This is a genomic window from Actinocrinis sp. (assembly GCF_035938995.1).
Classification (GTDB): Bacteria; Actinomycetota; Actinomycetes; order Streptomycetales; family Catenulisporaceae; genus DASZGI01.
Genome location: NZ_DASZGI010000143.1, coordinates 1 through 18547, shown reverse-complemented (window position 1 = coordinate 18547; position 18547 = coordinate 1). Strand labels below are relative to the sequence as shown.

At 71.0% G+C, this 18547-nt stretch carries 18 protein-coding genes; 4 read left to right on the top strand and 14 right to left on the bottom strand.

Going from position 1 to position 18547, the window contains the following annotated elements; genetic code table 11:
- Positions 1-1622 (bottom strand): ATP-dependent Clp protease ATP-binding subunit (locus VGZ32_RS09860; RefSeq protein ID WP_326885595.1); only part of this gene is annotated, 1622 nt, incomplete at its 3' end.
- Positions 1623-2023: 401 nt separating this feature from the next.
- Between VGZ32_RS09860 and VGZ32_RS09855 the strand changes: the two genes are divergently transcribed.
- Positions 2024-2488, top strand: a complete 465-nt coding sequence (locus tag VGZ32_RS09855) for a hypothetical protein (RefSeq protein ID WP_326885594.1) — start codon at positions 2024-2026, stop codon at positions 2486-2488.
- Here the strand turns inward: VGZ32_RS09855 and VGZ32_RS09850 are convergent.
- The 6 genes from VGZ32_RS09850 to VGZ32_RS09825 form a co-directional block, all read right to left on the bottom strand.
- Positions 2485-2829, bottom strand: coding sequence for an Lsr2 family protein (locus VGZ32_RS09850; protein ID WP_326885597.1), 345 nt, complete (start codon positions 2827-2829; stop codon positions 2485-2487). The genes VGZ32_RS09855 and VGZ32_RS09850 overlap by 4 nt on opposite strands.
- Positions 2830-2947: 118 nt before the next feature.
- A complete protein-coding gene (locus VGZ32_RS09845) occupies positions 2948-3454 on the bottom strand; it encodes an amino-acid N-acetyltransferase (RefSeq protein ID WP_326885593.1) in 507 nt (168 codons plus the stop codon).
- A gap of 81 nt (positions 3455-3535) precedes the next feature.
- Complete coding sequence (locus VGZ32_RS09840; RefSeq protein ID WP_326885592.1) at positions 3536-4423, bottom strand: M48 family metalloprotease; 888 nt, start codon at positions 4421-4423, stop codon at positions 3536-3538.
- Between the two features lie 314 nt (positions 4424-4737).
- Entirely contained in the window at positions 4738-5928 is a 1191-nt protein-coding gene (locus tag VGZ32_RS09835) for a globin domain-containing protein (RefSeq protein WP_326885596.1), read from the bottom strand.
- 99 nt (positions 5929-6027) lie between these two features.
- The gene (locus VGZ32_RS09830; protein WP_326885591.1) at positions 6028-7026 is read right to left on the bottom strand and encodes a cytochrome d ubiquinol oxidase subunit II; all 999 of its coding nucleotides are present in this window, start codon (positions 7024-7026) and stop codon (positions 6028-6030) included.
- The gene (locus tag VGZ32_RS09825; RefSeq protein ID WP_326885590.1) at positions 7023-8426 is read right to left on the bottom strand and encodes a cytochrome ubiquinol oxidase subunit I; all 1404 of its coding nucleotides are present in this window, start codon (positions 8424-8426) and stop codon (positions 7023-7025) included. Before VGZ32_RS09825 ends, VGZ32_RS09830 begins: the two co-directional genes overlap by 4 nt.
- Positions 8427-8617: 191 nt before the next feature.
- Between VGZ32_RS09825 and VGZ32_RS09820 the strand changes: the two genes are divergently transcribed.
- Together VGZ32_RS09820 and VGZ32_RS09815 are read left to right on the top strand one after the other, a co-directional pair.
- Positions 8618-9013 (top strand): BlaI/MecI/CopY family transcriptional regulator, encoded by a 396-nt coding sequence (locus VGZ32_RS09820; protein ID WP_326885589.1) that lies wholly within the window; start codon positions 8618-8620, stop codon positions 9011-9013.
- Between the two features lie 165 nt (positions 9014-9178).
- On the top strand, positions 9179-9973 hold the full coding sequence (locus VGZ32_RS09815; RefSeq protein WP_326885588.1) for a M56 family metallopeptidase: 795 nt from the start codon (positions 9179-9181) through the stop codon (positions 9971-9973).
- 64 nt (positions 9974-10037) lie between these two features.
- Here the strand turns inward: VGZ32_RS09815 and VGZ32_RS09810 are convergent, their stop codons facing one another.
- The 7 genes from VGZ32_RS09810 to VGZ32_RS09780 all read right to left on the bottom strand — a co-directional run bounded on the left by VGZ32_RS09810 (position 10038) and on the right by VGZ32_RS09780 (position 17300).
- A complete protein-coding gene (locus tag VGZ32_RS09810; RefSeq protein WP_326885587.1) occupies positions 10038-10202 on the bottom strand; it encodes a hypothetical protein in 165 nt (54 codons plus the stop codon).
- Between the two features lie 27 nt (positions 10203-10229).
- Positions 10230-11750 (bottom strand): bifunctional lysylphosphatidylglycerol synthetase/lysine--tRNA ligase LysX, encoded by a 1521-nt coding sequence (gene lysX, locus VGZ32_RS09805; protein WP_326885586.1) that lies wholly within the window; start codon positions 11748-11750, stop codon positions 10230-10232.
- A gap of 73 nt (positions 11751-11823) precedes the next feature.
- Complete coding sequence (locus tag VGZ32_RS09800) at positions 11824-12612, bottom strand: type III pantothenate kinase (protein ID WP_326885585.1); 789 nt, start codon at positions 12610-12612, stop codon at positions 11824-11826.
- Positions 12613-12712: 100 nt separating this feature from the next.
- Entirely contained in the window at positions 12713-13609 is an 897-nt protein-coding gene (gene nadC, locus VGZ32_RS09795; protein ID WP_326885584.1) for a carboxylating nicotinate-nucleotide diphosphorylase, read from the bottom strand.
- A 127-nt stretch (positions 13610-13736) separates the two neighbouring features.
- Complete coding sequence (locus tag VGZ32_RS09790; RefSeq protein ID WP_326885583.1) at positions 13737-15461, bottom strand: L-aspartate oxidase; 1725 nt, start codon at positions 15459-15461, stop codon at positions 13737-13739.
- Positions 15458-16348 (bottom strand): pantoate--beta-alanine ligase, encoded by an 891-nt coding sequence (gene panC, locus VGZ32_RS09785; protein WP_326885582.1) that lies wholly within the window; start codon positions 16346-16348, stop codon positions 15458-15460. The genes VGZ32_RS09790 and panC overlap by 4 nt, the downstream gene beginning before the upstream one ends.
- 43 nt (positions 16349-16391) lie before the next feature.
- Positions 16392-17300 carry a Rossmann-like and DUF2520 domain-containing protein gene (locus tag VGZ32_RS09780; RefSeq protein ID WP_326885581.1) on the bottom strand — a complete coding sequence of 303 codons (909 nt, stop codon included), beginning with the start codon at positions 17298-17300 and terminating at the stop codon, positions 16392-16394.
- A gap of 159 nt (positions 17301-17459) precedes the next feature.
- On the opposite strand from VGZ32_RS09780, the gene VGZ32_RS09775 reads away from it, so the two are divergent.
- Positions 17460-18547: FUSC family protein (locus VGZ32_RS09775; protein ID WP_326885580.1), on the top strand; the 1088-nt coding region annotated here is incomplete at its 3' end.

The window sequence follows — 18547 nt, the reverse complement described above, 5'->3', positions numbered from 1 at the left end:
CGCTTGGGGTCCTTCAGACCCGCGCGGGTGCGCCGGATCGACTGGGAGAGGGCCTTGATCGCCTGCACCTGGCCGATGACGCGCTTGTGCAGCTCGTCCTCCATGCGCAGCAGCCGGGAGGTCTCCTCCTCGGTCAGCTTGAACACCGGGATGCCGGTGGCGGTGGCCAGGACCTCGGCGATCAGTTCCTCGTCGACCTCGGCGACGACGTCCATGTCGCCGGCCTTCCACTCCTTCTCCCGCTTCGCCTTCGCGGCCAGCAGCTGCTTCTCCTGGTCGCGCAGCGAGGCGGCCTTCTCGAAGTCCTGCGCGTCGATCGCGGACTCCTTGTCTCGGCGCACGGTCGCGATCCGCTCGTCGTACTCGCGCAGGTCCGGTGGCGCGGTCATCCGGCGGATCCGCATCCGCGAGCCGGCCTCGTCGATCAGGTCGATCGCCTTGTCCGGCAGGAACCGGTCGGAGATGTACCGGTCGGCCAGCGTCGCCGCGGCCACCAGGGCGCCGTCGGTGATCGAGACCCGGTGGTGCGCCTCGTACCGGTCGCGCAGGCCCTTGAGGATCTCGATGGTGTGCGCCAGCGACGGCTCGGCCACCTGGATCGGCTGGAACCGGCGCTCGAGCGCGGCGTCCTTCTCCAGGTGCTTGCGGTACTCGTCCAGGGTGGTCGCGCCGATGGTCTGCAGCTCGCCGCGGGCCAGCATGGGCTTGAGGATGCTCGCGGCGTCGATCGCGCCCTCGGCGGCGCCCGCGCCGACCAGGGTGTGCAGCTCGTCGATGAACAGGATGATGTCGCCGCGGGTGCGGATCTCCTTGAGGACCTTCTTCAGCCGCTCCTCGAAGTCACCGCGGTAGCGGGAGCCGGCCACCAGGGCGCCGAGGTCCAGGGTGTACAGGTGCTTGTCCTTGAGGGTCTCGGGCACCTCGCCCTTGACGATCGCCTGGGCCAGGCCCTCCACGACGGCGGTCTTGCCGACGCCGGGCTCGCCGATCAGCACCGGGTTGTTCTTGGTGCGCCGGGACAGCACCTGCATGACCCGCTCGATTTCCTTCTCCCGGCCGATGACCGGGTCGAGCTTGCCCTCGCGGGCGGCCTGGGTCAGGTTGCGGCCGAACTGGTCGAGCACCAGCGAGGTGGCCGGGGTGCCCTCGGCCGGGGCGCCGGCGGTGGCCGCCTCCTTGCCCTGGGAGTAGCCCGACAGCAGCTGGATGACCTGCTGGCGCACCCGGTTCAGGTCCGCGCCGAGCTTGACCAGCACCTGCGCCGCGACGCCCTCACCCTCGCGGATGAGGCCGAGCAGGATGTGCTCCGTGCCGATGTAGTTGTGGCCCAGCTGCAGCGCCTCGCGCAGCGACAGCTCGAGCACCTTCTTGGCCCGCGGAGTGAACGGGATGTGGCCGGACGGTGCCTGCTGGCCCTGGCCGATGATCTCCTCGACCTGCTGGCGCACCGCCTCGAGCGAGATGCCCAGCGACTCGAGCGCCTTGGCCGCGACACCCTCGCCCTCGTGGATCAGGCCGAGCAGGATGTGCTCCGTGCCGATGTAGTTGTGGTTGAGCATCCTGGCCTCTTCTTGGGCCAGGACGACAACCCGCCTTGCGCGGTCGGTGAACCTCTCGAACATCTTCTTCTCGCTCCCCGGAGCGGTCGGGCAGTGCCGGGATTCCCTGCAACTGCACCCGGCCTGTCCTTCCGAATGCTAGTCCCGCCTGGAGACGGACCCTACGGGAATGCTCGCCCCGTGGAGTGGCGGTACACGGTGCGTGGTCGGTGTTGCACCCTGTCTGATCAGGTGTTCCCGCACTTCAGCCTGGTAACGCCCGGCCGCTGTACGCCTGAAGCGAACGGCGCGGCGCCGAACCCTCGCGGGCGGCCCCGGCTTACTCTACGTTTGGCTGCGACGCCAACAGAGAAGGCAAAACGCGGCTGAAGAATCCGTGAAACGCCATGAGTGCCGCCACGTTCCCACACCCCACCACTAGGGCCTGCATGTTGACCAACGCTGTGTCCGCGGAGAGTGTTCCCGTGCCCGCCCTGGACGCCCTGGAGGAGTGGTACACACTCCGGCGCGGCTGGGCCGTGGAGCGCGACGCCCAAGGCCGGCTGTGGCTGCCGGTGGGCCGCGACTTCGATGTGCTGGAGGTCCCCGAGGAGGCCGGCCGCGGTGCCCTGCGCCGGCTGATCGGATACGGCCAGGCCGCGCTCGCTCCGGGCCCGGTGGCCCTGGCGCAGCCGGAGAAGTGCCTGTTCTTCGTCGCTCCCGGCGCCCGTGACGATCTGCCGGAGCTGCTCGACTGGCTCGACTGGGGCGGGATCGATCTCGGCCTCACCGCGCACGGGCCCGGCGACCGGGTCCCGGCTCCCTCCCGGAACCACTGGCTGCACGACCCGCTGGCGGTCCCCCCCGAGGTGATCGCCCTGCTGGCCGCGATCGCCGAGTCCTGCTCCCGCCACGCGCTGAGCCGCCGCCGCGGCCAGGTGAGCCGTTAGCTGGCCGCGAGATAGGCGTCGATGATCTTCTTCGAGACCCGGCCCCGCTCGCTGACCTCGTGCCCGTTGTCCCTGGCCCACTCCCGGACCGCCGCGGTGTCCACGCCGGAGGCCGGTCCGCGGACCGCCGCGCCGCGCCGGGGCCGGGCCGAGCCCGCGTCCGCCCGGTGCTTGCGCCCGGCCTCGATGTACTTGTCGAAATCCGCGCGCAACGCGGCGGCGTTCTTGTCGTTGAGGTCGATCACGTACTCGTTGTTGTCAAGACTGAAATGGATCGTCTGAGTTGCGTCGCCCCCGGTGAGGTCATCGGTCATCACAACTACTGTCTTCTGCGCCACCATCGTCCCTTTCGCGCGGTTAGCCATCCCGGGACTAGACAAGCGCATTTGCGCGGGCAATTCAACTCGGTTGGCAGAATTTGGCATCCCATTGAACCGTGCGCCCCCGCGCGGGCCCCCGCTACAACAGCCGCAGCATGCGGGTGTTACCCAATGTGTTCGGCTTCACCCGCTCCAGATCGAGGAACTCGGCGATACCTTCGTCGGCTGACCGCAACAGTTCCATGGCGACCTCGGGACCCACCGGGCTCTCGTCGAGTGGCTGGAATCCGTGTGCCGTGAAGAAAGCGGTCTCGAAGGTTAGGCAGAACACCCTGCGTACTCCCAGCCATGAGGCGGTGCCCAGAAGTTTTTCCACAATCGCGTGCCCGATGCCGAGGCCAGTGAACCTCCGGTCGACCGCGAGCGTACGCACCTCTGCTAAGTCGCGCCACATCACGTGCAATGCGCCACAACCGACCACGGCCGCGTCGATATCACGTTCGGCGACCCAAAACTCCTGAATGTCCTCATATAGCGTCACCACGGGCTTGTCCAGGAGAATGCGGTCCGACGCGTACACGTCGACCAGGTCGCGAATGGCCGGAACGTCGGCGGTGCGCGCCCGCCGGATGGTGACGTCTTCCACGGTTCGTGAGCGTACTCGCCGGGGCTTGTCGGCGGCTGTAGCTCTTTCACACCCGCCCCAGCTCGCGCGGTCAGCCAGAATTCATGCGTCGCTGCGGGCGAGTTCCACCCGGGCGGCGATCCGGGCCATCCGGCGGTCCAGCGGCGGATGCGTCGGCCGGGGGATGCGCGCGGCGGCGTGCCGGGCGCGTCCGCGCCGCACCCGTCCGCACTGGGCCGGGGCGCAGGACCGTTCGCCGCCAGCTCGCTCGCCAGCGGCGAACCAGCGCAGCGCGCTCAGCAGTTCGGCGCCGAGGCCGACCTCGACGGCGAAGGCGTCCACCCGGTATTCGGCGCTGCGCCCGGCGGCGTTCTTCGCGGCGAACGCGGCGGCGCCGGGGGCGGCGAAAACGGCCCGGATCGCGTCGCCGAGCCGCGACGACACCCGCGCGCACGCGTGGGCGAATCGGTGCTCGGGCCGGCGCCGCGCGAGCCGGTGGGCCAGTGCCACGGCGGGGGCCGCGAGCAGATTCCCCACGAGCGCGACGCCCTGGAGCGGAAGCAGAACCCAGACCAGGAACGCGGATGCCGAGGTGTGCATGCGCAGGTGGTGGCCGAGTTCGTGGGCGAGCACCCCGGCCAGTTCGCGGTCGCCGAGCTGCGCCAGTGCGCCGGTAGTCACGCAGATCAGGTCCCGGCCGATGGAGTGGGCGTTGACCTCGGGCAGCTCGACGATCAGGAGCGTGAAGCGGCGGCCGCCCACCCCGGCGTGCGCGACGACACGCTCCCAGACCCGCTCAAGTCGGCGGCGCTCGGCCTGTGTCGGCCGCCGGATCGGCCACAGCAAGCGCGCTATCGCCCGCTGGACGGGCCGCATCCCATAACCGACGGCGGAGGCGCACCAGAGCCCGTATGCAGCCCACAGGGGAACACCAGCGGCCAGGCGCACCGCAAGGGCGGCTGGAAGCAGGCAGATGCCTGCGACGGGCATGAGAGCGGCCACGAGGGCTAGGGAGCACCACGCAGTGCCGTCCGGGCGGACCCGGCACCGATCCCGCACGCGCCGGACCCGTGCCCGCGTCCGGCGTTCCAACGCGGTGTCTTCTCGGCTCTTCGAGGCTGAACCGGGCCTTATGGCGGATGTAGATCGCGCGGCGGGGAGAAAAACGCTTCCCGCCGCGCGATCTTTCGCCGCCGCCCCGTTCAGCTTCGACGAGCCGCTTTTGAGCGCGCGGCCTTCTAGTACCACGCTGTGCACTGTGTCAGTTACACAGGGTCAGTGCACATCCACCGGGAGGGTGACAGCTAGTCGAACAGATCTGACGATATGTCAGCCGGGTCCACGCCGGCCGCGATCAGCGCCGCGCGGCAGCCTTCGACCATCGCGGTCGGCCCGACCAGCACCGCGCCGCAGGTGCCGCCCGGCCCGGCCGCCGCGCCGTGGACGCGCACCGCGGCGAGCGGATCGCCGTCGACCTCCTCGACCGACAGGGCGCCGTGCTTGCCCGCGAGCGCCTCGAATTCGCCGCCGAGATAGTGCGGCCCCTCGTCCGAGACGAGCAGCACGGTCGTCGGCCGCAGATCGCCGCGCACGAGGGCCGCCTCGACCAAGGCCCGGATCGGCGCGGCGGCGGTACCGTGCCCGACCGCGAGCAGGCGGTCCACCCGGTCGGCAGACGGGAAGGCCAGTTCGCCCTCGGCGGCGGCGATCCGGACGCGGTCGCCGACGGCGGTGCGGTTGACGAGGGCGTCGCTCACGCCGCCGACGCGCCCGCTCTGGATGTGGAATTCGACTCCCTGGTGCTCACCGCCGTCCGGCGCGCCGGCGAAGGAGAAGTCCCGCCAGGCGCGGACGAGTTCCGAACATTCCACCGCGGCATATTGCCCGGCGGCGAACACGTACGGCCCCGGCCGCTCCGCGTCGTCCAGCGGGCGCACCACAATGCGGGCGATGTCCGGTGCGAGCATGGCGTGTTCGGCGACCTCGCCCTCCCAAAACGCCGGAAGTACCGCGTCCGCCTCGGCCGAGGCTTCGAGCATCACATCGGCCACCAATCCGTATCCGGTGGCCCATGCGTCGGCGGTCCGGAGCGTCCACCGCGGACCGCAGAAGTGCGCCAGCGTGGCGACCAGCGAGACGCCGAAAGCCTCGTAGTGCGCGGCCCGCAGCCCGAATTTCCGGTGTCTCAGCGCGAGGCGGCGCAGATACGGAAGGAATTCGTCGAGCCGGTCCAAGTCGTCGACGATACGCCGTACCGCTTGAAACAGCCGCCGGTGCTGCGCGACGGGGTCGCCGGAGAAGTATTTGCGGTAGCGCGGATTGGCCGCGAAGAAATGCTCGTAGAACCAGGCCGCCGCCTCGGCTCCGCGGGGTTCGACGACGGCGAAGCTCTCGCGGATCTCCCGGATCAAGTCCGCCTGGGACCAGTCCGCCAGCGCAGCGCCGCCGTACAGCCGGTCATCCGGCTCCATGGCGTCGGTGTCGGTATACGTCATATCCACCGCTGTCACCGTAACCCTGTCACTCACCCGGGTGAGCTTACCCGGCGCCCGCGCGTGGTTTTCGGCGGTCTGTCCGCTCGCCACCCCCACGAGTCAGTGATCTTCTACAACCGGCCGGCTGAAGACCCGAAGGAGCAGGTAGAACGAGGGAAGGATGACCGCCATGCCGAAGACCATCGCGATGAGCATGGCGTCCACGCTCTGCGGTGCGGCGGCGGCCTGTGCGGCCGTGTAGACGCCGACCATGAGGTCAGGGTACTGAGCGGCGGTCCAGCCGCCGAGAACGCCGACGACGGCCAGCGCGGCGGTGGCCCGGGCGAGGACGTAGTGCTTTCGCCACAAGACCACGAGGCTGCCGACGCCGCAGACCGCGGAGAGCGCGGCGAGAGGTACCGATCGGTCGGTGAAGCGCGCGGCGACGGTCGGCGCGTCGTGATAGAAGGCGGGCAGCATCGCGAGCGCGACGACTCCTGCGGCGACTGCGGCGCCCATCGCCTTGCGCCGGAAGATGGCGACGAGGTGGGCGGTGCTCTGGTGCTGCGCGGCGTTGTAGCAGAGGTAGACGGCCGCCAGAAATGCCGTGACGACCACGGCCAGCACTCCTGCGGTGAGCGCGAACGTCGACTTGAAGGGCTGCGTCGGCGAGCTGTGCGGCCCGAGTTCTCCGGTGGCGAGCGCGGCGCCGGACACGCCCAGCATGAACGGCGTGAGCACCGAGGCCCCGGCGAAGATCCGGCCCCACCAGCGGTCCGGCAGCGCTGCTCCGCCGCCGTACGCGCGGTAGACGTATGCGGCGCCGCGCAGCACGATGCCGACCAGCGCGAGGGCGAGCGGGAGTTCGAGCGAAGTGGCGATCGGCCCGAACGCGGTCGGGAAGGCGCTGAAGACCGACACGATCACGAAGATCAGCCAGACGTGGTTGGCCTCCCACACCGGGCCGAGCGAGGCGGAGATCAGCGCCCGCTGGTCGTCCGCGTGGCGCCCACGGGCCACCAGGTCCCAGACCCCGCCACCGAAATCGGCCCCGGCGAGCAGGGCGTACGCGGTGAGCGAGAGCACGATGACGACGAGCATCGCGTTCACGGCGGTCACGGGGCCACCTCCAGGTCGACGGCACCGGCTGCTTCGGCCGACGCGGACACGGCGGGCAGCGCGGGCACGCCGGGTTCGATCGTTTCAGCCGGTTCTGGCGGCGCTCCGGTCGCGAGCCTGCGCAGGATCAGGATGAGTGCGACGGCGAGACCGAGGTAGATCAGGATCGTGGCGAGCAGTGCCCAGCCGAGCCCGGTGGTCTTCGTGGCCGCGTCGGCGACGAGCATGTGCTGGTAAACGATCCACGGCTGCCGACCGCCCTCGGTGACCTCCCAGCCGGCCAGCATCGCCACCATCGCCGCCGGGCCGGTGAACGCCGCCGCCCAGAGCCACTGGCGGGTGGGCTTGATCCGCCCGTCCTGCGCGCCCCGGTTGCGCCATAGCCGCCACGCGCCCCAGAGCGCGATCAACAGGATCGCGGTGCCGAGCCCGACCATCGAGTCGAAGGCGAGGTGCACCTCCGTCGTCATCGGCTGCTGATTCGCCGGCGTCTGGTCCAGCCCCGGCACGACCGCTCCCGGCTTGAAGTGCAGCAGCAGGGACAGCCCGTCCGGAATCTTGATCCCGCCGACCACTTGGTGCGTCTTGTCGTTGTAGATGCCGCCGAGCACTAGCGGCACGTTCCCGGAGGTGTCGTAGTGCCCTTCCATCGCCGCGAGTTTGGCCGGTTGCGTGGCCGCGACGTCGCGCGCGGCGAAGTCGCCGATGAGGAACTGGATCGGCGCGAGGCCCAGGACCGTTCCCATCCCCAGATTCAGGCCCAGGCGGTGGTATCGGTCCCGCCGACCGCGCAGCATGCCCACGGCGTACACGGCGGCGACCATGCCGCCGGTGCACATCAGGGCTGCGGTGACCATGTGCGTGACCTCGGTCCAGGAGGTGGAGCTGCGGAAGATCGCCCAGGGGTCGGCGGTGATCTTCCCATGCGCGACGCCGAGGCCGACCGGGTTGTTCATCCAGGCGTTGGCCATGACGATGAACATCGTCGACAGGGTGCCGGCGATCGCGATCGGCCAGAGCGTCAGCCAGTGCGCGCGCGGCGACAGGCGCTTCCAGCCGTACAGGTAGAGGCCCATGAAGATCGCCTCGGCGAAGAAGGCAAACGCCTCCAGGGTGAACAGCAGGCCGATCGCGCCGCCGTAGGTGGACATGAAGGTCGGCCAGAGCAGCCCGAACTCGAAGGAGAGCACCGTGCCGGAGACGGCGCCGATCGCGAAGAGGACCGCCATGACGCGCGCCCACTTGCGGGTCAGCGCGTACCAGACCCGGTCACCGGTCTTGAGCCAGCGCCGTTCGGTGTAGAGGACCAGCCACGGCAGGCCGACCCCGAAGACGGCGAACAGGATGTGGAAGGAGAGGGAGAGCGCGGTCTCGACCCGCGCCACGACGAGTCCGGACAATGGTCGTAGGCCTCCTCGGGTAGCGCCGTGTAGCTGGTCCTCTCGAAGCCGCCCGTGGCTTGATGGCAGCTGTAGATCGCGGACGGGGAAAGGCGTCCCTCCGCGTGCTCTTTCGCCGCCGCCTCGGGTGACTTCGAGAGGTGGGAACTTCTACGAACCGTAGAAGTTCTCTCATGAGTAGAGTAGACCCCATGGCGAGGCTCGGCGAACTCGAACGCGCGGTCATGGACGTGCTCTGGAACACACCCGAACCGGTGGCGGCGACCCGGATCGTCGAGGAACTGCCCCGCGAGCACGCTCCCGCGGTGACCACGATCCTGACGGTGCTGGACCGGCTCGGCGGCAAGGGTTTCGTGACCCGCGAGCGGCACGGGCGCGCCTACCGGTACTCGGCGACGACCAGCCGGGCCGAACTGATCGCCGGCACCATGCTCGAGGCGCTCGGCTCGACCAGCGACCGGCGCTCGGCGCTGGTGCACTTCGCCGGCTCGGTGTCGGAGGAGGAGAAGGCCTTCCTGCGCGAGTTGCTGGGGGAGCCGGAGGCCGCCGGGGCGGACGGGGCGCCATCCCGCGCCGCGACCGCCTGACCGCCCGATCGCGCCCATGCTCTCCCCGACGTCGGCGCCACCAGCTCCAACCCGTGCCCCGCGCTCAGCCCTCTGCACCGCTCGGATGTCGGCGCGCCCCGTCCCCGCCCGCACCCCACTCCCAGCCCTCAGCCCCGTTTGTCCGGCCGGTACAGGCGGCGACCCATGTGGCTGATCAGCGCGGCCGGATGCGCGGTCATCGCTTTCCTTTTGGCGTGGCCGGTGCCCGACGCCCTCGTCGCGGCTGAATGGACGCGGCGCAGACCTCGCGCCGCGATCGGCCTGTGGCAGGCGGTCGGGCTTGTCGGAGGAATGAGCGCGATCGGCGCACTGGTGCTGCTCGGCCTGGCTCCGCTCGGCCGCGCCTGGGATCTGCTCAACCTCGCCGCGCTCGTGCTGGCCGCGCTGCTGTTCTCCTGGCTGACCGGGGTCCTGGCCACCTCGGCGATCCGGATCGAGCGGGATCTACGGCGGCAGCGCATCGCGATCGACCTGCTCGCCCGGCGCGAGGCGGGCGGCCTGCGCGTGCTCGAACACCCCGAGCCGCTGGCCTACTGCCTGCCGGGCCCTCATCCACGCATCGTCATTACCGATGGCGTCATCGCGGCGCTGCCCCCGGAAGAGCTGGCCGCGGTCTTGGCCCACGAGCGCGCCCACGCGGAGGGCCGCCACGAGCTGGTGGTCCAACCGTTCGTGGCCTGGCAGTCGGCGCTGCCGTTCCTGCCCCCGGCGAGACGCGCCACCGCGGCCGTCGCGGAGCTGGTCGAGATGCTGGCCGACGACGCGGCCGCAGCGGCGACCAGCCGCCTCACCGTCGCGCGCGCTCTGGCCCGGGTGGGCGCGGGCCGCCCGCCCGGCAACGCGTCCCCGGTTGGTACCGGACCCAGCAAGGCCGGCGCCACTGGCGGCGCAGACACGGCCCCCGCTTCACTGATGGCTCGCGTGCGCCGGCTGACCTGAGGGCCTGAGCAAGTCAGCGATCTGTCGGTCAGGACAGATCGGCGTGGCCGGCCGGCGGCATTGATCAGCCCCCGTTGATGCGCGGGTCAGCCTTCTCCGCGGCCTCTTCCCTGGCCTTGGCCGCTGCCCTGCGACGCGGGTTCTGCGCACGCAGGATCGTCACGATCAGGGCGATGAACAGGATCGCCATGACCACCGGCGGTATCAGGGCCTCCAGATCCGCGACCACCGCACCGTCACCTCCTCGTCCACCCGCTCACGATCCCGGGCGCACCAGCGGAAACAGGATCGTCTCGCGGATGTTCTTGCCGGTCAGCATCATGATGAGCCGGTCGATCCCCATGCCCATCCCGCCGGTCGGCGGCATGCCGTACTCGAGCGCGCGCAGGAAGTCCTCGTCCAACTGCATCGCCTCGTCGTCGCCGGCCGCCGCCAGCAGCGACTGCGCGGTCAGCCGCTCGCGCTGGTCGATCGGATCGGTCAGCTCGGAGAACGCGGTCGCCCGCTCGGTGCCCAGGATGACCAGGTCCCACTTCTCCGAGACACCCGGCATCGACCGGTGCTTGCGGGCCAGCGGCGAGACCTCGGTCGGATAGTCCATCAGGAACGTGGGCGCGACCACGTTCTCCTCAAGCAGCCGCTCGATCATCTCCAGGACGATCTGCCCGTGGCCCCACTTCGCCTCGTAGGGCACATCGGCCTTGTCCGCCAGCTCACGCAGCCGCGCGACGCTCGTCTCGGGCGTGACCTCCTCGCCGAGCCGCTCAGAAATCCCCTGATAGATCGAGACCTCGCCCCACGGCTCGGCCAGATCGATCTCGTGCTCGACCCCGTGCGCGTCCAGGCCCCGGATCACCGTGTCGCCGTTCACCGCGAGCGCCGCGTTCAGGATCAGCTTGCGGGTCAGCTCGGCCTGCGTGCGGTAATCGCCGTAGGCCTCGTAGGTCTCGATCGTGGTGAACTCGGGGTTGTGCGTGGCGTCCGCGCCCTCGTTGCGAAACAGCCGCCCGATCTCGAAGACCCGCTCGGCGCCACCCACGATCAGCCGCTTGAGCGGCAGCTCGGTGGCGATCCGCAGGTACAGGTCCATGTTGTAGGCGTTGATATGGGTTTCGAACGGCCGCGCCGTCGCACCGCCGTGCACCCTGCCCAGCACGGGCGTCTCGACCTCGATGTAGCCCTCGCCGTGCATGGTGTCGCGGATCGAGCGGACCATCGCGGACCGCTTGCGCATCATCGAGCGCGCGTCCGCGTTCACGATCAGGTCGACGTACCGCTGGCGCACCCGCGCCTCCGGATCCGCCAGGCCCTTGTGCTTGTCGGGCAGCGGGCGCAGGCACTTGGCGGTGATCGCCCACGACTCGGCCAGGATCGACAGCTCGCCGCGCCGGGAGGTGATCACCTCGCCGGTGACGCCGACGTGGTCGCCCAGGTCCACGTCCGCCTTCCAGTCCGCCAGCGACGCCTCGCCGACCCGGTCCAGCGAGATCATCACCTGGATCTCCGCCTCCGCCTCGCGGATCGTGGCGAAGCACAACTTGCCGCCGGTACGCGAGAGCAGCACGCGCCCGGCCACCGCGACGCGCTCGCCGGTGGCGGTGTCCGGCTCCAGGCCCTGATACTTCTCCCGGACCTCGGCGATCGTCGCGGTCCTGGGGTAGCCGACGGGGTAGGGGTCGGCGCCGCGCGCTTTGATCCGCTCCAGCTTCTCCCGCCGCACCCGCATCTGCTCGGGCTCGTCCTGGATACCACTGTCGGAGGTCGGCGCTTCGCTCATGGGTCCGATTCTAGGGGGGCGCCCAGAACCGCCTGCACGGCATTACCGCCCTGTGCCGCGGAGGTAGCGCCGCTCAGGTGGTGCCGATGTTGCGCTCGTACACCAGTCGCAGGCCGATCAGGGTGAGCCAGGGCTCGTGCGCGTCGATGACCTCGGCCTCCTCGAGCACGAGCGGCGCCAGGCCGCCGGTGGCCACGACGGTGACGTCGTTCGGGTCGTCGGACAGTTCGTCGGCCATCCGGTTGACCACGCCGTCGATCTGGCCGGCGAAGCCGTAGAGGATGCCGGCCTGCATGCACTCGACGGTGTTCTTGCCGATCACCGAGCGCGGCCGGGCCAGCTCGATCTTGCGCAGCTGGGCGCCGCGGGCGCCGAGCGCGTCCACCGAGATCTGGATCCCGGGGGCGATCGCGCCGCCGATCCACTCGCCGCGCGCGGAGACGGCGTCGAACGAGGTCGCGGTGCCCAGGTCCACCACGATGCAGGGGGCGCCGTAAAGGTGCACGGCAGCGAGCGCGTTGATGATCCGGTCGGTGCCGACCTCCTTGGGGTTGTCGACCAGCACCGGGATGCCGGTCTTGACCCCGGGCTCGACCACCAGGGAGGGGATGTCGCCGTAGTAGCGGCGGATCATGTCCCGCATCTCCTGCAGCACGGACGGGACGGTGGAGCACAGCGCGATCCCGTCCACGCCGCTGTCACCGACCAGCGGGTGGTTGTTCATGAGGCCTTGGAGCAGCACGGCGTGTTCGTCCGCGGTGCGCTGCGGGTCGGTGGAGACACGCCAGTGCTCGACGATCTCCTCGCCCTCGAACAGGCCGAGCACCGTATGGGTGTTTCCGATATCGATCGTGAGAAGCATGGCGTGGGCCTTAGATCCGAGACGTTGCGTAAGGGGGCGCTGGTGGTGCGGGTTCGGTGCGTAGCGCGGTTATGCGAAGGCTTCGGGCGCGGACTGGCGGTCAGGGCGAGCGGAAGTCGCAGCCGATGTCGAGGATCGGCGCCGAGTGGGTCAGGGCGCCGACCGAAAGATAGTCGACCCCGGTATCGGCGGCCGCACGGGCCCCGCTCAGCGTCAGGCCGCCGCTCGCCTCGAGCCTGGTGCGGCCGTACGGCTCGTTGCGGCCGACGAGAAGCACCGCGGCGCGCATCCGCTCCGGCGTGAAGTTGTCCAGCAGCACCAGCTCCGCCCCGGCCTCGACCACCGGCAGAAGCTGGTCCAGCGTGTCCACCTCGACCTCGATCGGCACGTCCGGGAAGCGCTTGCGGACCGCGGCGAACGCCTCGACCACGCCGCCGGCCGCGATCACGTGGTTGTCCTTGACCATCGCGGCGTCGGAGAGCGACATCCGGTGGTTTACCCCGCCGCCGCAGCGCACCGCGTACTTCTCCAGGCGGCGCAGGCCGGGTGTGGTCTTGCGGGTGTCCCGGATCTTCGCGCCGGTTCCCGCCACCGCGTCCACCCAGGCCCGGGTGAGGGTCGCGACCCCGGAGAGGTGGGAGAGCAGGTTCAGCGCGGTGCGCTCGCCGGTGAGCAGGTCGCGGGTACGGCCCGAGACGGTGAACAGCACGTCGCCGGGCTCGATGCGGGCACCGTCCGCGACGCGGAACTCCACCTGCGCGTCGCCGCCCGACACGGCGTCGAGCACCGCCGCGGCGACCGGGATGCCGGCGGCCACGCCGGTGGCGCGAGTGGCGAAGTCGGCGACCGCGCGGGAGTCCTCGTCCACGGTGGCGGCGCTGGTGATGTCCACGCCGCCGTCCAGGTCCTCGTCGAGGGCCAGCCGGACCACCCGCTCGACCTGATCTGGATCCAGGCCGGCGGCCTTAAGCCGGTCGGCGATCGGTGCTGAGATCACCGCGACTCCTCCTCAATGCTCGGGTCCGACGCCATGTCGGCTCCGGCGCCCATTACACATCTGCCCATTTCACAGCCCCCACTTCGCCGCCCCCGTCCCGCAGCACGCCCATTCACAACGAGCTCGTTCACAAAACCGTGTCCGCGTCGTCGGGCACGGCCCGCTCCTCGATCCGAACGCCGTCAGCGGTCGCTTGGGCGATCTGACGGACCCTCCAGCGCGCGTCGTCCGCCGCCGGGAAATCCTCGCGCCAGTGCGAGCCGCGGGTCTCCTCGCGGCGCGCCGCCGCCTCCGCCATCACGGCCGCGACCTGCTGGAGGTTGGTCGCCTCCCACGCTTCCGCGCACGGCTCCGGACCGGCCGGTTCGGTGAGCGAGCCGAGCGTATCGAGGGTGATGGCCAGCGAGGCGGCACTCCGCAACACTCCTGCCCCTTCGCTCATCGTTTGCTGGGTCTCTGCGCGCACGGACGGCGCGTACAGAACCTGCGGACGCCGGTCGGGCGCCGGTTCGCCCGGGGCCGGATCGCCGTCGGGGCCGAAGGCGCGGACCAGGTCGCGGCCGATCCGGTCGGCGAAGACCAGCCCCTCAAGCAGCGAGTTGGAGGCGAGCCGGTTGGCTCCGTGCACACCGGTGCAGGCGGTCTCACCGCACGCGTAGAGCCCGGGAATCGACGTGCGGCCCCAAAGGTCCGTCAGCACGCCGCCGGACGCGTAGTGCTCGGCGGGGGCGACCGGGATCAGCTCCCGGACCGGGTCGATGCCGTGCTCGTGCAGCGATTCCCAGATGGTGGGGAACCGGCCGCGCCACTTGTCCTCGCCGAAGTGCCGCGCGTCCAGCCAGAGGTGGTCGAGGCCGGCTTCGAGCGCGCGGCGGCGGATCGCCTTGGCCACGATGTCGCGGGGGGCGAGGTCGGCCAGCTCGTGCAGCCCGGTCATGAAGCGCTCGCCGGCCGCGTCGACCAGGAAGGCGCCCTCGCCGCGTACCGCTTCGGAGATCAGCGGAAGCTGGCCGCGCGCGCTGGGACCGAGCCAGAGCACGGTCGGGTGGAACTGGACGAACTCCAGGTCCGCGACCCGCGCCCCGGCCCGCAGCGCCATCGCGACGCCGTCGCCAGTGGCCACCGAGGGGTTCGTGGTGGCGTTGAAGACCTGGCCCAGCCCGCCGGTGGCCAGCACCACCGCGCGCGCCCGCACGGCGCCGACCCCGTCGCGCGCGCCCTCCCCCATGACGTGCAGGGTCAGCCCGGCGGCGCGCCCGGACGGGTCGGTGAGCAGGTCGAGCGCCAGGGCGTGGTCGATGACCTCGATCTCGTCCATCAGCTGGTCGAGCCGGGCCAGCAGGGTCCGGGACACTTCGGCCCCGGTGGCGTCGCCGCCCGCGTGCAGGATCCGGTCGGCGTGGTGGCCGCCCTCGCGGCCGAGCGCGATCGAGCCGTCGGAGCGGCGGTCGAACTCCGCGCCCCGGTTGATCAGCAGGTTGCGGACCGCGGCCGGGCCCTCGGTGACCAGGATCCGCACCGCTTCAGGGTCGCAGAGGCCGGCGCCGGCCACGAGCGTGTCCTTCAGGTGCGCCTCGGGCGTGTCGCCGAGGCCGAGCGCCGCCGCGATGCCGCCCTGCGCCCAGCGGGTCGAGCCGTCGGACCGCTGGGCCTTGGTGACGAGGAGCACCGAGCCGGCGTGCCGGGCCGCGAGCGCCGCGGTGAGCCCGGCGATGCCCGAGCCGACCACGACGGTGTCGGCGTACGCGGTCCAGCCCGGCTCCGGCGCGCGGAGCCTCGATATCCGGGTCGTCGAGGGGACGGTCGCCGGTGCCGATGCCTGTGCCGGTGTCGTCGTCGGTATCTGGGTCATCGCGCCTCGTCCCCGTTCTTCTCGCCCCCGGCCGGATGCGCGGCCGCGATCCGCAGGGGCACGTTGTCGATGAGTCTCGTGCCGCCCACCCGGGCGGCGACGGCGAGGATCGCGTCTCCCGCGTGGTCGTCCGCGACCTCGAGGAAGTCGTCGGGGCCGACCAGCGCGAGGTAGTCGGTGCCCAGCGGCGGGTCCGCCGCGGCGGCCCGGTCCAGCACCGCCCGCGCCGCCGACCGGATCCCGGCCGCGGTCGCCTGCTGCGCGCCCGCGGCGAGCGCCGCGCTGAGCGCGAGCGCCGTGGTGCGCTCCTCGGTCGACAGGTACCGGTTCCGGCTCGAGAGAGCCAGACCGTCCGGCTCGCGCACCGTCGGCACGCCGACGATCTCGACCGGGAGGTTGAAGTCCAGCGCCATCCGCCGGACGAGCGCGAGCTGCTGGGCGTCCTTCTGGCCGAAGTAGGCGACGTCCGGAGCGGTCAGGTTCAGCAGCTTGTTCACCACGGTCAGCACGCCGCCGAAGAAGCCCGGCCGAAAGGCGCCCTCGAGCACGTCGCCCATCGCGCCGGGATGCACCGTCACCATCGGTGTGCCGCCCGGGTAGACGTCGTCGACCGCCGGGGCGAAGACGACGTCGACCTCGGCCTCCTCGCACATGCGGACATCCTCGTCGAGGGTGCGCGGGTAGCGGTCGAAGTCCTCGTTCGGCCCGAACTGCAGCGGATTGACGAAGACGGTGACGATCACGGTCTTCGCCGACGCCCGCGCGGCCCGGATCAGCGCGAGGTGTCCCTCGTGCAGCGCGCCCATGGTCATCACCACGGCCGTGTCGCCGAACCGCCCCGCCCGCGCCGCCTCGAGATCCGCGCGGCTGTGCACGACCCTCGTCACAAGAGACCTCCTAAGACCCGGCCGTTCCCCAAGCTCGCCATGGTCATACAGCGCCGCCCAAAACGTCCAGCAGAGTCGCCGCCTGCTCCGTGGTGAGCAGTCCGGCCGCCAGCGCCCGGTCGGCGGTGAGCCGGGCCATGGCCAGGTACGCCGACCGCACCAGGCCGTGCGGATCGACCCGGCCGAGTTCGGCCAGATGCGCCGCCACGGTGCCCGCGTCCCCGCGCGCGACCGGCCCGGTGAGCGCGGCGTCGCCGAAGCGCAGGGCGTTGTCGAGGGCGGCACCGAGCAACGGGCCGAGCATGTGGTTCGGGTTGGCCACGCCGCACTCGCCCAGCAACTCGGCCGCCTGGGCGACGAGGGTGACCAGGTGGTTCGCGCCGGATGCCAGCGCCGCGTGGTACAGCGGGCGCTTCTCCTCGGCGATCCACTCCGGCTCGCCGCCCATCTCGACCACCAGCGCCTCGGCCATGGGCCGGAACAGCTCGGGCGCGGTCACCCCGAAGGAGCAGCCGGACAGGCGCGCGAGGTCCACGTCCGTGCCGGTGAACGTCATGACCGGGTGCAGGGCGAGCGGCAGCGCCCCCGCGTTGAGCGCCGGGTCGAGAATGCCGACCCCGTAACGTCCGGACGTGTGCACCACCACCTGGCCCGCCCGGATCGCCCCGGTCGAAGCGAGACCGGCCACCAAGTCGCTCAGCGCGTCGTCAGGAACCGTGAGCAGCACCAGTCGCGCCCGCTCGGCCACGTCTGCGGCGGGCAGCAGGGGGACGCCCGGCAGTAGATCCTCGGCGCGGCGGCGAGAGCGGTCCGACACCCCGGAGGCGGCGACCACCGGATGCCCCGCCCGGGCGAGCGCGGCGCCGAGCACCGGGCCGACCCGTCCCGCTCCGATGACCCCGACGCTGAAGCGGCCGGGCCGGGACGAGATGTCGGCGTCCGAGCCGTCCACAGCGTCACTCCTCACCCGTCAATGCGTTCCAGTCCCTCTGGGGGTACCGGACGTGGAATAAGCGTACGCGCTCAGGCCGATGGCTGCCGTCCCGGTCCGCTCCGGAACGTCCCAGGTACGAGAGAATAATGATCATGCAGGGAGATGAGAGCAGCGACCATGTCTGAGGATGAAGGCCGGTATGCCGCGGCTCTGGTCAACCGCGCACGCAACGCGGTGCACCGGGGCGGTTGGAGTTCGGTGCTCGCGACGGTCCGCTCGTTTCGGCTGCACGGCTTCCAGCACTGGCTGCTGCGGGAGCGCGACGCGTTCCGGCAGACCGCGAAGGCCGCTCTCGCCGCGGCGCTGGCGTGGGAGACCTGCCAGGGGTTTCTGCACATCCAGGACCCCATCCTGGCCTCGGTCGCCGCTCTGGTCGTCGTGCAGGTGACCGTCTACCAGTCGGTGACCCGCGCGCTCCAATACACCGCCGGGGTGGTCGCCGGGATGCTGGGCGCGCTGGCGGTCGGCCGCTACCTCGGCATCAATGGGCTGACGATGTCGCTTGTGGTGGTGATCTGCCTGGTGATCGGCCGCACCCTGAAGTTGGGCACGCAGGTCAACCAGGTCGCGGTGACCGGGCTGCTGGTGCTGGCGTTCGGCAACAGATACGGCCTGGTGCGCATAGTGGACAGCCTGATCGGCGCGGTGTTCGGGGTACTGGTCAACACGCTCGTCGCGCCGCCCGCGTTCACCCGCACCGCGGCGAAGGAGCTGGCCGACCTGGCCGACGATCTGGCGGAGTTGGGCGCGAACGCGGCCCGGCGGCTGCGCGGCGAGTGGACCCACGCGGACGCGCAGCGCTGGCTCGAGCGCAGCCGGGAGCTGGCCGCATCCGCGAAGACCGCGCGCAAGATCGCCCAGCAGGCCGAGGAGTCGGTCAGGTACCACCCGCGCCGCTCGGCTCACCTGGACACGGTGCACCGGGTCGACGAGGCGGCGATCGCCCTCGACCACGTCGCCACCCAGCTCAACAGCCTGATGCGCGGGCTGGCGGACCTGAGCAACGAGGAGACCGGCATCCCGAGCGCGCACCGGGCGGTGCCGCCGGAGCTGAGCTTGCTGTTGGACGACACGGCGAAGGCACTCAACGCGTTTGGGCGGCTCCAGTTGCCGGACAAGGCCGGCCCGCGCGTCTACGAGGAACTCAGCCGCCTGATCAAGTCGGCCAAGCCGCACACCCGCGAGGCCGCGCAGGCGATGCACCC